The organism is Mesorhizobium sp. C395A (assembly GCF_030323205.1).
Lineage (GTDB): Bacteria > Pseudomonadota > Alphaproteobacteria > Rhizobiales > Rhizobiaceae > Mesorhizobium.
In genome coordinates, this window is the sequence record NZ_CP100473.1 from 5,887,858 (window position 1) to 5,902,236 (window position 14,379).

Genomic DNA, 14,379 nt, shown 5'->3' on the forward strand with positions numbered 1-14,379 from the left:
ATTCGAAGGCGGTCAGGATGCGCTGCCATGCGTAGGCGACTAACCAGTGTCATCATGGCTCAGGACCAAGTCCTACCGAATTTCTCATTTCGCGTTCTCCGCAGAAGTTGCGATTTCGAAGGGTTGTCCAACGACCGGACAAATCTCGGTGGCCGTGACGACCGTCGATATCCTGTGTCGAACAAACAAATGGGCGCTCTTCTTGCCTTTAGCCGAAATTGCAAGCAGTTCGGCCAGTCGAAGACAAGCGGGGCCACGGTTTGGAACCACTGACCTCAGACGTTGCAATAAGCCTACCATTCACAGCGAGCCGGAGTTGCTAAGAGTCTATGAATTTCCTTGAAGGATCTGTTGCAACGTTTGCCCAGCCTGGCCTGCTCCCGGTTTGCAGCGGTCATGGTCAGGCGATCCATCGCCTCTGCGAGCACGATCAGGAATTTGCCCTGCATCGCATCGCTGATCAGCTCCTGAAGGCCGGGACGCAACAGCGACCCGCCGCAGATCGCGCGGTGGGTATTGCTGTCGACGACTGTCCAGCCTTGCTTTTCAGCACGCAAGCAGCAGAGCCGCAACTGTTCCTCGATCGAGGCGTCTCGGTGATTGTCAGTTGAGTAGCGAGCGCCAAGCGCGACCTTCATGAGGCGGCCCCTTACTCCGGGACGCGGTCTCGCGTCTGGCTATCCGTTTCGGCTTGAACGAAATCCCGTGCGGCCTGTCGCGCCAGCAGCCGGACCAGATTGACGAAGCGTCGATCGGGCGTCGGCGACGCAGGCACGCCGATTCGCGGGCCGCGCCGGCGACCACACGAAGCTTTTCGGCTGTTGCCGTTTCGGCGCGCTATGATCGCGTTCCTGTCCTGACGCGAAATACTCCGTTTCGCGACAATGATGCCAAGTCACAGTGCTTCGACAAGCTGGAATTCTATCAATAACGCGCGTCGCGCAGGAGCCAGTGCTGGCCGATGACGGGGCACATTGTGCTCCGAAGAAGCCATGGCTATATATCCGGATAGAGAACGGAGGCACGCGATGGGCAACACTGCACAGAAGAGAGCCATCGAGAATTATCGCTCTCGCCTGGCTGAGCGCGGCATCGCGCGGTTCGAGATCCAGGCCTTCGACGCAGACCGCGATCTACTGCGAACTCTTGCCCGAAAATTAACGGAGAGCGGGCCGGATGCCCGACAGCTTCGTCGGACCATACAGCAAGCCGTGGCGGGTGAGCCACCGAAAGCGGGCAGCATTCTCGCCGCGTTGCGTCGCTCGCCTCTGGTTGGCTCCAATCTCGACCTCAGCCGGCCGCGCGAAGAGGGGCGCAAGATCGACCTGTGACGCGCTACCTTCTTCATACCAATATCATCAGCAACGTCATAAAGCCGGAGCCTTCGGGCTCGTTGCTGGCCTGGATGGGCGCGCAGAAGGACGAAGACCTCTTCATTGCTTCGCTTACTGTCGCCGAAATTCGCCGAGGCATCCTAGAGAAGCCGAAGGGGAAAAAGCGCAGCAGCCTTGAAACTTGGTTCGAGGGCTCCGAAGGCCCGCAAGCGCTGTTCGCTGGCCGCGTGCTATCGTTCGACGAGAAAGCTGGCCTCGTGTGGGCGCGGCTGATGGCCAACGGCAAAGCCAGAGGCCGTTCGCGGAGCGCCCTAGACACAATCATTGCCGCTGTAGCCGAAGCCAACGAGTGTGTCGTAGTGACCGACAATGAAAAGGACTTCGAGGACGTTCAGATAATCAACCCGCTCCGTAGCTCTGGAAGCCAAGCGGGTGATGATAGCTCCAACGGTCCGGCCGATTTAATTTGAGGATTTCAGCGGCACGGAGTCCGAACGTCTCATGTTCGCCTACCTCTAGCGATGGCTGGATTGATCTTGCTTAGTTCGGCCAGGGACGTCTCTTCCAGTTCCGCTTTAATGCCATCCCGGTTCATCTAGTCAGCTCGATCTACCAACAGTTCGCACGCACGAGCGCCGCGGACAAGGCGCGATCGCAGGAACTGCGCGATACGCGTGTCGAGCTCGTCCATCTTACACTCGATCTTGTCTTCGAAGGCCTCTCGCCAAACGCCACTGTAGTCGATCCCGCGTGCGGCTCGGGGGCCTTCTCATCGAGGCTTTCTCGCGACTGGTCTGGCGCGCTACCAATAGCAAGTTCGCCCGCCGGGTACTCGTCGGTCTGTACTCTCTGGGCGTCCACATCAACTGCGGAGCTCTTGGCATCGCCGTGTTCTGCCTTTGGCTGGCAGCTCTCGAGCTCGACGAGCAGCCGATCAGCGACACCCGCGACCTCAAGTTCGACCCGGTTGACTCGATAACTCTATTGGCAGATTCAGTCGGGGAGGATCTGCCCACTCCGATCACAAGCCGATCTGTCGACCCCGTGGTCGGGAATTCTCCATGGACCTTCGTGAAGAAGGAATGCAGCGCCGAAAGCCGAAGCGCTTCCGATACATCGACGCCCCTTCCGAGACGGAGCCCCGATTAGGCATTCCTGCCACTCTATCTAGCCGACCCCCGTGGCCGCGTTGCCGATCGGTGCGCACTGGTCGCCTACATCGCCCCGGCACGTGAAGATCGTCTCTGCTGACGCTCGTTGAGCAATTCAGGCCGCCTCCGGTTGGCGTTTGATCAGCGTCAGCGTCAACCAGCGCGCGGTCAGCGCCGGCTTTTTCGAGCCCTCGATCTCAATCGTCACGCCCAGCGCCGTCTGCACCCAGCCCGACGGCCTGACCTTGATGTCGGCCAGTACGAAACGGGTGCGGATGCGCGATCCGGTTTTCACCGGCGCCAGGAAGCGCAGCGATTCGAAGCCATAGTTGACACCCATCTTGCAGTTTTCGAGCGGCCGCATGGTCTCGAAAGTCATCGCCGACAAAAGCGAAAGCGACAGGAAGCCATGTGCGATGGTGCCGCCGAACGGCGTCTCGCGCTTGGCGCGCTCCGGATCGCAGTGGATGAACTGGTGGTCATCGGTGGACTCGGCGAACTGGTCGATCATCCGCTGCGAGACCACCCGCCACGGCGACACGCCGACTTCCTTGCCGACGCTGGCCAGAAGCTCGTCGAGACTGATCGGTTCCAAGCTAATGTCCTCCATTTCAAACGTCCGAAGCGCGAGCGGCTTCATTCCGTGAACAGTGTCAGCCCATGCTGCACCGACTGCGGGCCATCCATCGGCAGGATGGCCCCGGTGAGATGACTGCCGTCACAGCTGCACGAATAGAGCGTTCCGCCGGCAATCCCGCACCGATGCGGGCCGATCCGAACATGGCTGCAGACGAGCTGGCTTGTACCTCGGTCGCGGTGCGCGTCCTGCAGGCCACTGAAAACAGCTCGTCTTGCTACCGGTGATCATTCCGCCGGCGCCGCTATGCGGTATTGTCGCAGATTGATAAAATCAATTGTCTGGATAGGAACCATCCGTGTCTCGAATGGTGGAGGAGTAGTCCAGCAGACGGGATGGCTTGTGGTCCTTCTTGAAGCGCGCCGACCTCATTGGCCGCTAGCTGTGAGCCGGCAAGCAGCGCCAGTTCAATGACATTGGGTGTCGACACGGCAAGCGGCATCAGATGCTACTTCATGATGCGGGATGGCGCTTGCTTCAAGAAGCGCTCGCCTGACGTGGAAGCCAGCACCGGATCTGGACTGTCGATATGCGCCCGATATTCGCGCAGCACAGCGGCAACCGCAGCGACGATGATCTCAGCTGTTGCGAGCATGCCAACCTTGGTGCCGGCCACTCTGTTAGCCTGAAGCGCAGCGCGCATCTGATCCGCCACCAGACCGGGTTGCGTAACTTGGATTTCCAAGGCGTCTTCCTGGGTTTGCACCGTCAGCGCGCTGACAGCAAGGCAGGTGCGCACGTCAAGGCAAGCGATCGTCTCGATCTCGCGGGCAATTCCAGCCCCACCGCGGGAATCAGAACCTACAACAACGAGCACATGCGGTTCTCGCCCCAGTGCTATTGTTCTGTCTTTCGATCCATTCTCGCGTGCGCGCTTCTGGGGCGTCGTTCAGCGCAAGGTCGGTGACCACGGCTGCGCTTTCGGCGCCAGCCTCGAAAAACGCCTTCGAGCCGGTCAGGTTGAGGCCGTCGATGGAGACCAATGGGATCGGCGCGACCTGGTGCTTCCACTCGCTGACCGCTCGAGCCCTTGCGACGCCCATTCATCTTCTTGACTGGGCCGAGCGCCACATACTCCGGCTCGGCCACTGGCGCAGTTCGGTGTGATCGTGGATCGAAAGGCCGAGCTTCAATCCGGCGTCAGCATCGGCGGCAGCCAAATCCTTTTGACCAAGATGGACGAGTCGCAGCCTTCCTCGATTGCCGTGCGCCAATAGTCGTTGACGCTCACTTGGCAACCATGGACCGCGCAGGCGTCGTTCGCGCGGCGGATTTCCGTCTGCTTCCTTTCTCGTCCATATCCTTTATCCGGAGCTGCAGCAGACAACGCCGAGCGGCGCCAGCCGGTCAACCCAGCCGGCACGTCGAAATTCAGATAGAAGCGATCGAGCTTCATGAGAAGACAGCCCTGCCAACGGTCGGTGAGTAGCGCGGTTCGAGCATTCCAGTGCTAGCTTCACGAATGGCATCGACCGCCCTTGCCGAACTCACAAGCCATGCCGACCGGATCGGCCGCCCTCGGGACCGCCGTGTTCAGGAGCACGGCGTCAAACCTGAGCTCCATGATGTCGCCGCGTACGACGGCCGTCCGAGCCACGCATCCACAATCAAACGGAATGTAGGGGAAATGTCCGCGCATCAACTGGACCTCGGAGCTCAACGCTTCATCGCATTAGAATGAGCGTTCGAAACGCAGGATACCGCCGACACTGCTCTTCTTGTTGGCATTGGCCCAGTTCACTTCGGAAGCTTTCACCTTTCCGACGGCGGAGCCTCCGTAGCGGTCATAGTCGAGTTCAGCCGTAACTGTGAAATCTGAAAGAAGCGCATAGGCGACGTTCGCAGCGACACCATAGTTCTTGAGCTGATCACCCGAGAGCTGAAGGTTGAACGAAGTTGTCTCGTTGACCTCGTAAGCGGCGCCAGCCCAGAAAGCCCAGTTCCCGCCCCAAATCTTATAGAAGCCGCGACCATGAGCGTCGATCGCGTTCATGGAGTCGTCGTTGAGCTTGCCATTGGAACCGTAGCCGAACATTCCGAACAGCAACAGTTCGTCGGTGACATTGATGTCGACACGGACCTTGGCGGCTACCGATTCGTAGTTGCTATCATAAGCAGCAACGCCGGTGATCGCTCCCCAGCCATGTGTGTATTTCAAGCCGCCGACTATGTGCGGAGCGTAGTTGTCGATTGCGCCCACCACGCCTGAGCCTTCTTCGAGCGAAACCGCGGCGGAAAAGCCGTTCGCGGCGTCGAAGTAGTACTGGACCACATTGGTATCCAAAGCGCCGTACGGAACCGGCGTCTGGTTGAGGACGTCACCCGCGCCGCCAATAAACTTGTCGAAGGCCGACCAGTCCTTACCAACTCGGAGGCCACCAAGCTGAATCCAGGCGAAAGTCAAGATGCTGTCTCCGTTGAAGGCATAGGACCGAGAACTGTCCGAAACCGAAGTGTGGCGGTTACCGAAATTCACGCGGGTTTCGGTGTAGGTCTTCAACGTGCCGAGTTCGGTCTCCTGGCCGGTCCAAGCTTTCAGTGTGAAGCGCGTGTTGTTTTGCCATGTACCCTGATCCTCACCAGTCCTCACATCTGAGGTTCTTGCGTGGTAAAACAATCCGACATCGCCCAAGCCCACGTAGTAGCTAAGATAGCCGCCGATGCGCAGGCAGGTCTCGGTGCCTGAAATATAGACGTAGCTGGAGCCGTAGACGTCGCAGATCTTGAGGTACTCAGTGGGATCAGGCTCGGGGACGATGATCACGGCGCGAGCGTCCGAAGCGGCGATCAGTGCCGCAGTTGAGCCGAGGAGGAGGCTCCCAATGGTCATTGTTGATCTCCGTCTAAATGGTAAAAGGAATCGAGACCGATAAATGATTTTTTGTTAAGCAAACGATTGATAGCGAATCAAGATTAATTCTAGGAGTGTTGCTGCAACTGCCGTGCTAATGCTTAGGAGAATTCAGAATGTGGTTGAGACTTGCTGTCACATTTATTAAGCATTTATCACTCCAGACGATCATACAACATTTTTGTACAATTACCCTTTTCACCTCCGCGGCGGGCCTCACAAAGGGTGCTACTGCAAATGACGTGCCACCCTGACGACCCAGCTGCGGCTGAAGCTCAAATTTGCGGGCGGACCTTGGTTCGCGCTTCCGTTCTTTTTGCCTTGCGGATCCACCCAAGCACGAACGGCAAACGTTTCGGCTAGGGTTCGTCTGTTCGCTTCGCGACAGTTTGGCTTAATGGCGACGGCATTGTTTGCTGTGAGCCCCGCCGTTGAGGCATCATGCGGCGGCCACCGCTCGGTACGAGTCGGTAGGCGCCAGCCTTGGCATTGCGGCGGACCTGACGGTCGCGTCGAGCAGGTTTTCGTGCTGAAGCGGCGCGCCACAGCTAATGCTTCTTGCCAGCAATTCACACAACGAGCTCATCGAGACGGCAGAGATCATTATGGGCGGCGCTAGCTGGCGTGCAAAGTCTGGACCCAACACCGTATTGTCTCATCGGATGCGGCATCTGCGCTCAGAAGAGTCTCCCACGCGCAGATGAAGGGAAGGGACGTCGAACAAAACGGTGCGCGTGAGGGTTTCGGCGGGAACACCATCGTCAGTCGCTGACCGAGTGCGCTCAGACCATCGCTGTCCAGCCAAGACTGAACGGCGCCCATTGCTAAAAAATTTCGAGCCCAAAGCGGAACGGACTGACATAGCGCAAAGACGCAGGCGAGCGCAGCGGTAAGGTTGGATGTTATCAGCATGGGACGGTGACCGTTGCAGACCACGAAATTTCGAGAGGCCCGGCTGCCTTGGTACACTATCTATCCGGCTGTGTCGGAGTTCTCTGGGGCGGTCGGCGCCGAGGCTTATAAGGAATGGCTCAGGAACCTGCCGGCTGATGATCCGGTGTCACTCTACCTGCACGTTCCGTTCTGCCGATCAGCCTGCTGGTATTGCGGCTTCCCAACCACCATCACCCGCCGTGATGCGCCCATCCTCAACTATCTGGCGGCGCTGCGAGACGAGATCCGTCTGGTTTCGGAGCGAGTGCCGAAGACGTTGCCCGTGAGCGACATACATTTCGGCGGCGGAACGCCGTCTCTCATCGGACCAGCCGAGTTCCTCGCCCTGATGGACTTCCTGCGATGCCGCTTCGCCATCTCGAAAACAGCTACGGTCGCCATCGAGATCGATCCACGAACACTCACGCCCGAGATGGCGGAAGGCTTGGGAGCGGCCGGCGTGAACCGCGCGAGCCTGGGCGTGCAGAGCTTCGATCCCATTGTTCAAAAAGCGATCAACCGAATCCAGAGCGAGGCCCAGACGTCGGCTGCCGTGGAAGTGCTGCGCCGGCATGGAGTAAGCCGCATCAACTTCGACCTCATCTACGGCCTGCCGCGTCAAACGGTGGAGTCGTGCGTCGAAACAGTGAGGGCGGCGGTCGCCATGCGCCCCGACCGGCTTGCCTTGTTCGGCTACTCGCACATCCCATCCCAAGTAAAGAATCAGCGCCTCATCGAGGCGGAATTTCTTCCCGACAGCGCTGCCCGCGCTGAACAGTATGCGGCTGTCGCCGTGACGCTGATTGCCGCCGGCTACCGACAGATCGGGCTCGACCATTTCGCCTTGCCGGACGACGAGCTCGCGCTGGCACAGGAAACAGGTCGCCTGCGACGTAACTCGTTGGGCTACTCGGCCGATACCTGCAGAACCCTGATCGGTTTCGGCGCGTCGGCTATCGGCCGCATCGGCCAGGGATACGTTCAAAACGAAGTTACACGGGATTCCTACATCCAGCACATCGCAGCTGGCCGACTGGCTACATCGAAGGGCCATCGCCTCACAGACGACGACCGCGTGCGAGCCGCAATTATCGAGCGATTAATGTGCGATTTCGAGGCTGACGTGCCGGCAATCTGTGTCGCCCACGGATCTGATCCGATCCGTCTTCGCGATTCGGCTGAGCGCTTGGCCATGCTGGCCAAGGACGGGATGGTGGACTTCGAAAACGGCTTTGTCCGCGTACGGCGGGAGCATCGCTTTGGGATTCGCGCTGTCGCTGCCGCATTCGATGTGTTTAGGGATGGCGTTACGTATATCCCGCAGCAGCTTAATGCGATGCAAAGCACGACATAGTCCGGCATCAATGTCTCCGCTTGGAACCGCCGGCCTACTTGCCACGCCGGCCGGGCGCTGGTCTGGCAAGTGGGCTTTCCGTTTGCCAATGCGTTCGTTCCCGGCCCTCACGGGGCGGCGAGTCCCTGCCGTGAGCGCCTCACCCGCGAGGCTACATGGCGGCCGTGGAGATTACCTCAGCAGCGGCGCCCGATCGGAAACCTTAGCACCTCAGCGCTTTGGCGTGGCTGCTTGAACTCTTCGACGGCAACCGCCTCAATTAGCAGGTCCAAGGCTTCGCGGCCCCTTTGACTCATCGGGTCATCCCCACAAAGGTAGTCATACGCTCGATCTAAATGCACTCGGGCGGCGGAAAAATCGCTTGTCATATCATAGAACCCTCTCTACCCGCCCGCATTGCCGTCTACGAGGTGAAGGTAGTGCAATCGTCAATATATACAGAAAAATTTGAATTAAATCGGAGATGATCATGGAGGCCGAGTTCCCTGACCTGATGCCGCCATCGAGCCCGCCGACGACCACTCGCTGGCGCTCGGTCGCTTCATAAATGCCGAGCACCCCGTCCCGAGACCACCTCTGACCTCCCTCCTTCGATGCTAGACGCGTGGAAGACATGGCTGCGCCGCCGCTGCGAGAAAGGCGTGTCCCGTCGCGCGGCGGCTGCATAGTGGGCAGCCAGCGCCGGGAGCTAATCGGCAAAGCCGCGTGTGGCGATTTTGCATAGCGCGCAGGCGAATCGCCACGCCCGTCCAGCATGTCCGATGCCGCGTAGGCCGCCAGGATCCCTGAGCGGAGTGCATGCACGATCCCGCGTGATGACAGTGGATCGGCACAGAACAGGCAGTCGCCCGCCGCGACGCAGCGGTCACCGGCGGCGGGATCGATCGTTGCGGTTCCCGCCGCCTTGATCATGCTGGCGGTCTCGATTGCGTTGGGCGGCACGAGCGGCGCGACGGACTGCGTTGCGGCTAAAGCGCGGTACCAATGTCCGGCTTTGCGCAGTTCGCTGCCCAGATCCGGATCGGTGAGGCACGCGCAAGTCGGCGCTGTACCACCAGCCTTCGGGACGCGCCTCGACTGCTGCAATCGCCCGGTGCTCGGTCGAAAAAGCGTGTGTAGGCGGCAAGATGTCCGTGCATGGTGAGCTTGGCGCCGAAACATCGGGCCAGCCTCCAACTGGACCGGTCGCCCAAACCACGGCGCGGGCAACGATAGCTTCATCGGCCAGCTTGAGCAGCCAGCCTTGATCGTCGCGCACTGCCGAACCCACGGCCGAGCCAAACCGCGTGTCCACACCTGCCGCCTTGCCGCCTGCACCATCAGCCGGTCGAATCGCGTCCGGTCGAGCTGCCAGTCGGCACCGTAAGCGGAAAACATGCCGTGCCGCTCGCTGGGAACTTCATTGGCCCACACCGAAACAAGCGCACGATTTTCAACGAAGCCGGCCTCGGCGAACGGCGTCCAGACACCAAGCTGACGCAGCAGCCCATTCGCTACTGCCGGCAGCACCTCTCCCGGCTTTGGCCGATCATGCCTTCCTGCTTCCAGCAACAGCACGCTCCGCGCGGGTGCATCGTTGCCAACGCCAGTCCGGATGTGGTCGCCGCCGAACGTGATCGTCTCAGCGAGCTGGCGGGACAAAATGCCAACCTCAAGATAGCGTTGGCCCGGATCAGCGAGGCGGACTGAGGAAGACTTTAAATTCAAAAGGTGACACGCGGCAATAGTCGCGTGCCGCTGTAGCCCCAGGCTCCGCTTCACCGTGGGGACCGATCGGTCGCACTCTCAGCCTGGGGTTCTTCTCTGCCACCCATCATCGAATTTTGGTGGATTGTCCGTCTCCCGCACCGGTTTGAGCGCGATAGACAAGAATCGCGTTTTCTGTGCCGGCCGGCTTCAATGACGGAGATGGCGAAAAGCTGAGTGCTCGGGCTTGCGGGCCGAGCTTGTCGGCCGCTCGATGGAAAGTGTCATTTGAGGTGGGGTCTCGGCCGCGTGCAGCTGAAAGACACGCTCGTCCAGTTCCTTGTCCACTTCCGTCAGACGATGATTGAGGCGAAGGTAGTCCGTCCAGGTCGGCGTGCGAAACGTTTCTGTCCAATGCATAGGCTTCTGCAGGTTCCGCTGGAGCGTCCAGTTCCGAGCACCGACGCGGCTGTGAACATGGCGCCGCTGCCGCATGAGGTCGAGGAAGGCCTCGAGATTTCTCTCGGCTATCAGATATTCGACCTTGACCACGATCGGGCCGCTCCTCGGCTTCAAGTTGAGAGAGACAGCTGGGGCATCGAATTCCTCCAAGGGATCGGGCTCGGAGTCGCGGCGCTCTCGAAGAGGAAAGAGAACGCCGGCTGCAGCGACGATCAACAGGGCTCCAGCGGAGCCCTCCAGCGCCCAGGTCAACGAATGGTTTTCGGCCACCGTGCCCCACACCCAGCTGCCGAGCGCGATGCCGCCGTCTATCAAAGCATAGTAGATCGAGATGGTGCGCCCCACGACCCAGCGCGGGCTCGCCAGCTGCACGCTCACACCAACCCCGGACCAGGCGGTGACCCAGCCGGCGCCGCCCAAGGCGAGTGCAATTGCCGCCACCCCGATCGAAGTTGTCAGTGCCAGGGAAAGTGAGCACGCCGCGCAGGCGACGCAGGAGAGCCTCATCAGCCGCTCCTGCGACAAGCTCCGTCTGAACAGGCTGTTGGAGAGGCCAGCGAAGACGGCTCCGGTCCCGAAGCCGGCCATGAGCGCGCCATAGGCGAGCGGGCCTCCTCCCAGCTGATCGCGGACAACCACCGGCAGCAGCGCGAGTATGGCGATGCTCGCCAAGCCAAAGAGGGTTCCGCGCGCGATCGCTGCCTTGATCTCCGATGACATCGCCGTGAAGCGCAGCCCGTCATAAATTGCCGTCCTCATCGACTCGCGGGGAAGAGGGGAAGAACGAACCTTCCACTTGCAGCGCCAAATAGTGGCCAAGGGTACGAAATAGGTGAGCGTGGTTACGGCGAATGCCGCCATAAGGCCAAATGAGGCAACCACAATGCCGCCGAGCGCCGGACCCACAGTCCGGACGGTGTTGAAGCCAACAGAAAGCAGGGTGACGGCAGCGGGAACATCGCGTCGATCCACGATATCGCCAACCGACGCTTGCCAGGCCGGATCATTGAGAGCACCGCCGCTTGCGATCAGGAAGCTGAAGCCGAGGATCATCCACGGACTGACAAAGCCCAGCGCCACGGACGCGGTCAGCATCGCGGACGCAATCATCATAAGGGACCGACCGGCGAACATGACCCGGCGCCGGCTGAAATTGTCGGCGAGAGCTCCGGCAAAAACGGACAGGACGAAGGCGGGGAGGTTCGATGAAGCCTGCACCAGCGCAACCATCAGATCGGAAGTCGAGATCGTTGCCATCAGCCAGCTGATGGCAACAGTCTGCATCAACCAGCCGAGGCTTGAAACCTGCGTGGCGAGCCAGATCGAGCGAAAGGTGGGCTGCAGAAGTGGCCCAAAGGTCGTTGGTGCAGCCAAATCTTCGTTTGATCCAGCCACCCTACTCATTTTGCGATCCTTTGCTTTCCGTTATTGTCGCTTCCCATGTAATCTAGGCTGAACCGTGGCGGCTGGAAGAATAGATGGACCCATTTGTCTCCGACGATGTGGCCACAGTTCCTCCTGACCAGTGGTCTGGCGGCCGAGACGCAGAAATGGGCCGGCTCACTCGCCTTCGGCGACATGTTGCTGAGCCGGAATTCACATGTCATTTGAGGCATCATGCTCGTTCGACGCGCTGCCGAGCGATTTTTCGCGAAACGTTACCCTGTTTTTTTGTGGAAACTCACTCATCAGCGGCGTTCGATGCTGAGTGTGGCTTCCGAAAAGTGAGGACGCTTGCAGATCTTTGACAGGATCAGTTCCCTGATAGATGCACACGATTGCCAGGCCGCGAGCGAAGACGCGCGCGCCCTGCTCCTTCAGTTCGGACAAAAGTCTGATGCGCTCACACATGCGACCGACGAGTTTCTGCTCGACCTCATGACATTGGCTTTCATCGTCGAATGTTACGGACGCGGCTTTGAACTTTTGGCGCGAACGCTTGCCCGTAGAAGGCTGGCGAAGGTCAGACTGTTGTCGGGAGGGGTCGGCCGGGCAGAACGGGTTCCACCGCAAAGCCTCAAGTTGCAAGATCGAGTTTGGAAATGTTTGCTGCTCGTACGGTGATGGGCGAGATCCTTAAGCGTATGTACGGCGGCATGATGGACGCTTGCAAGCATCCAGACTAGATTATCGCGAAGCTAAAATAAGAGGTTCGATCCAATCGGCGATGCTCAATAGCCGCGCCATTCTGGTTCAGCCGGGCGTTACATCGCCTCGCCAAGCTGAGGATGTATTGGTCGCGAGCAGCCGCGCGCCAATTTGGAACCCACGACCATATGCGACGATTGGGCACTGTCCGAAAGAAGGCCGAGAACTGTTGAAAGTGCGCTAGATGGAGATATTCTGAATCGGAACGGGGGCCTGGTTCATCGCCAAAGCGAGACATGGATGAAAAGCAGATCGCGCCCAACGCCTGATCCAACCTTTGCAACGGAAGTCCCCTGGTCGGCAAGCCTAACCGCATATGATGACAAGCATTTCGAGCTCTATTTGAAGCTCATGGACGCTTGCGCCGACAGTGCCAGCGAAGAGGAGATGGCGCTGGATGTACTGGGTATCGATCCGGTGAAAGAGCCAATCCGCGCCCGTAAGGCCCTTCGCAGTCATCTCAGACGGGTGCTCTGGTTTATGCATGAGGGCCATAAGGAACTGCTTCCAAGCCGACCGCCTCAATAACTGCGGCGCCGAACAAGGTTGCCCGAGAGATCAGGTGGCGCCCTCGGGGGATGCGAGGACACTTGAAAGCCGCAATCGGGTTATCATCTCCATACTGCGTGTCTTCGGCTCCGCACGGCAAGTGCCCTTGAGTCGAGGAGGAATGCACATGAAGAAGAAAGTTCATCTGGAAGCCTGCTGACCGATGCCTTGGGGCCCATAATCGGGTCCCAAGTTGGTCCCGACGAGCGTTGCGAGGGGCGGATGCAGGACCAGCCGGAAATCGAGCCCGGGCGTGAAACGAAGTCAACAGGTGGGAGGTTCGGCCTGCTGGGTGTGGCTGTGTTGGCCGTAGGCGCCTTCATCTGGACCGGCTTCGGCGAAGGCATCCAGCAGGGCACGTCCAACGTCGTTCGGACTGTCATCGACAAGAGCATGCAGCGCCTTGGGCTCGGGCAAGCCCCCAACGCTCTTACAGAGGGCGAGTGGTATCTCTCGGTGTACTACGGTCCCGACTTTACGGATGTCACCCCCGTCGGCCTGGGGCACCCCTTCAAGGTGACATTCACGTCGGCCCCGGATTTGTCTGGCACCTACGAGAACGTTGCAGGGAGCGGCTCGGTAAGCGGCTTTGAACGACCCGGTCAACTCGTAATGACCTACTCCGGAGCAGATGGGATGTCCCATGCAGTTGCCATTCTCCAAGACATTCAGACCCACCTTTCTTCCAACAACGTCGAGCATGATTACGTGGGAGCCGTTTTGGTCCACGCTTGCTATAAGGCGGACACCCAGCAGTGCGATGCCGCCAAATCGCAATATAAATTCTGCAGGGCGATTTTGTCGAAAAACAGGGAACCCGACAAGGATCCTTCCCTCAAAGGTTACCTCGACGAACCATGTTCGGCTTTTCAGAACGATCTGAAGCTGAAGCTTAGCCCGACGGCACAGCTTTAGGGCACGAAGGCGCTCACTATTCTAGGGTCGCAGCTCAAAGAGAAAGGCGCCCTTCGCCGGGGGCCGTCCGTTCCGCATCCCGCCTGACGGCGGCGCGTTGCTGATGCTCCTACGGCCGCCCTGTTGAGCCGGTCTCAGGGCATTTCGGTGCTTCCGTTTTGTACGCTCTTCTTTCTTGGGCCGCTTCGCGGCACGGCTGCGCCGACATGGATGTGCCTAGTGGCACCTTTCCTATGTAGCGGGAAGAGAGGCGCGCGGCCCTCTCTCCCCACCCACTCAAACCGGCCTTTGCTTTGCTCCAGCACTGCGGGGCCAGATCCGGCGGCCCCCGCCGCGTTGAAATGCCTCGCTCCTGCGGC

General features: G+C 59.7%; 13 protein-coding genes and 2 pseudogenes. 5 read left to right on the top strand and 10 right to left on the bottom strand.

Features of this window, described 5'->3' with window-relative positions; translation table 11 throughout:
- Window positions 1–293 precede the first annotated feature (293 nt).
- Entirely contained in the window at window positions 294–638 is a 345-nt protein-coding gene (locus tag NLY37_RS28495) for a recombinase family protein (RefSeq protein ID WP_023743336.1), read from the bottom strand.
- A gap of 390 nt (window positions 639–1,028) precedes the next feature.
- Between NLY37_RS28495 and NLY37_RS28500 the strand changes: the two genes are divergently transcribed.
- Both NLY37_RS28500 and NLY37_RS28505 read left to right on the top strand, forming a co-directional pair.
- Complete coding sequence (locus tag NLY37_RS28500) at window positions 1,029–1,331, top strand: hypothetical protein (protein WP_023671839.1); 303 nt, start codon at window positions 1,029–1,031, stop codon at window positions 1,329–1,331.
- Complete coding sequence (locus NLY37_RS28505) at window positions 1,328–1,804, top strand: type II toxin-antitoxin system VapC family toxin (RefSeq protein ID WP_023743334.1); 477 nt, start codon at window positions 1,328–1,330, stop codon at window positions 1,802–1,804. The genes NLY37_RS28500 and NLY37_RS28505 overlap by 4 nt, the downstream gene beginning before the upstream one ends.
- A gap of 796 nt (window positions 1,805–2,600) precedes the next feature.
- Here NLY37_RS28505 and NLY37_RS28510 read toward each other — a convergent pair.
- The 5 genes and pseudogenes from NLY37_RS28510 to NLY37_RS28530 form a co-directional block, all read right to left on the bottom strand.
- A complete protein-coding gene (locus tag NLY37_RS28510; RefSeq protein WP_031246656.1) occupies window positions 2,601–3,095 on the bottom strand; it encodes a MaoC family dehydratase in 495 nt (164 codons plus the stop codon).
- Between the two features lie 475 nt (window positions 3,096–3,570).
- Window positions 3,571–3,939, bottom strand: coding sequence for a bifunctional hydroxymethylpyrimidine kinase/phosphomethylpyrimidine kinase (locus NLY37_RS28515; protein WP_245271027.1), 369 nt, complete (start codon window positions 3,937–3,939; stop codon window positions 3,571–3,573).
- Window positions 3,917–4,518, bottom strand: a pseudogene (locus NLY37_RS28520) (thiamine phosphate synthase). Before NLY37_RS28520 ends, NLY37_RS28515 begins: the two are co-directional and overlap by 23 nt.
- A pseudogene (locus tag NLY37_RS28525) lies at window positions 4,515–4,761 on the bottom strand (thiazole synthase); the annotation flags it as partial. The pseudogenes NLY37_RS28520 and NLY37_RS28525, both read right to left, overlap by 4 nt.
- A 33-nt stretch (window positions 4,762–4,794) precedes the next feature.
- On the bottom strand, window positions 4,795–5,952 hold the full coding sequence (locus NLY37_RS28530; protein WP_023743331.1) for a porin: 1,158 nt from the start codon (window positions 5,950–5,952) through the stop codon (window positions 4,795–4,797).
- 946 nt (window positions 5,953–6,898) lie between these two features.
- Between NLY37_RS28530 and hemN the strand changes: the two genes are divergently transcribed.
- Window positions 6,899–8,260: an oxygen-independent coproporphyrinogen III oxidase gene (gene hemN / locus NLY37_RS28535; RefSeq protein ID WP_023743330.1), complete on the top strand. Its 1,362-nt coding sequence runs from the start codon at window positions 6,899–6,901 to the stop codon at window positions 8,258–8,260.
- Between the two features lie 176 nt (window positions 8,261–8,436).
- On the opposite strand, the gene NLY37_RS28540 is transcribed toward hemN, so the two are convergent.
- The 4 genes from NLY37_RS28540 to NLY37_RS28555 all read right to left on the bottom strand — a co-directional run bounded on the left by NLY37_RS28540 (window position 8,437) and on the right by NLY37_RS28555 (window position 12,436).
- Window positions 8,437–8,628, bottom strand: a complete 192-nt coding sequence (locus tag NLY37_RS28540; RefSeq protein WP_023727257.1) for a hypothetical protein — start codon at window positions 8,626–8,628, stop codon at window positions 8,437–8,439.
- A 1-nt stretch (window position 8,629) separates the two neighbouring features.
- Complete coding sequence (locus NLY37_RS28545; RefSeq protein ID WP_156933993.1) at window positions 8,630–9,901, bottom strand: NAD(P)/FAD-dependent oxidoreductase; 1,272 nt, start codon at window positions 9,899–9,901, stop codon at window positions 8,630–8,632.
- 255 nt (window positions 9,902–10,156) lie between these two features.
- Entirely contained in the window at window positions 10,157–11,812 is a 1,656-nt protein-coding gene (locus NLY37_RS28550) for an MFS transporter (protein ID WP_286440969.1), read from the bottom strand.
- Window positions 11,813–12,004: 192 nt separating this feature from the next.
- Entirely contained in the window at window positions 12,005–12,436 is a 432-nt protein-coding gene (locus NLY37_RS28555) for a hypothetical protein (protein ID WP_156933875.1), read from the bottom strand.
- Window positions 12,437–12,796: 360 nt separating this feature from the next.
- On the opposite strand from NLY37_RS28555, the gene NLY37_RS28560 reads away from it, so the two are divergent.
- Both NLY37_RS28560 and NLY37_RS28565 read left to right on the top strand, forming a co-directional pair.
- Window positions 12,797–13,084, top strand: a complete 288-nt coding sequence (locus NLY37_RS28560) for a hypothetical protein (RefSeq protein WP_084558888.1) — start codon at window positions 12,797–12,799, stop codon at window positions 13,082–13,084.
- Between the two features lie 243 nt (window positions 13,085–13,327).
- Entirely contained in the window at window positions 13,328–14,020 is a 693-nt protein-coding gene (locus tag NLY37_RS28565; protein WP_031245828.1) for a hypothetical protein, read from the top strand.
- The last annotated feature ends 359 nt before the right edge of the window (window positions 14,021–14,379 follow it).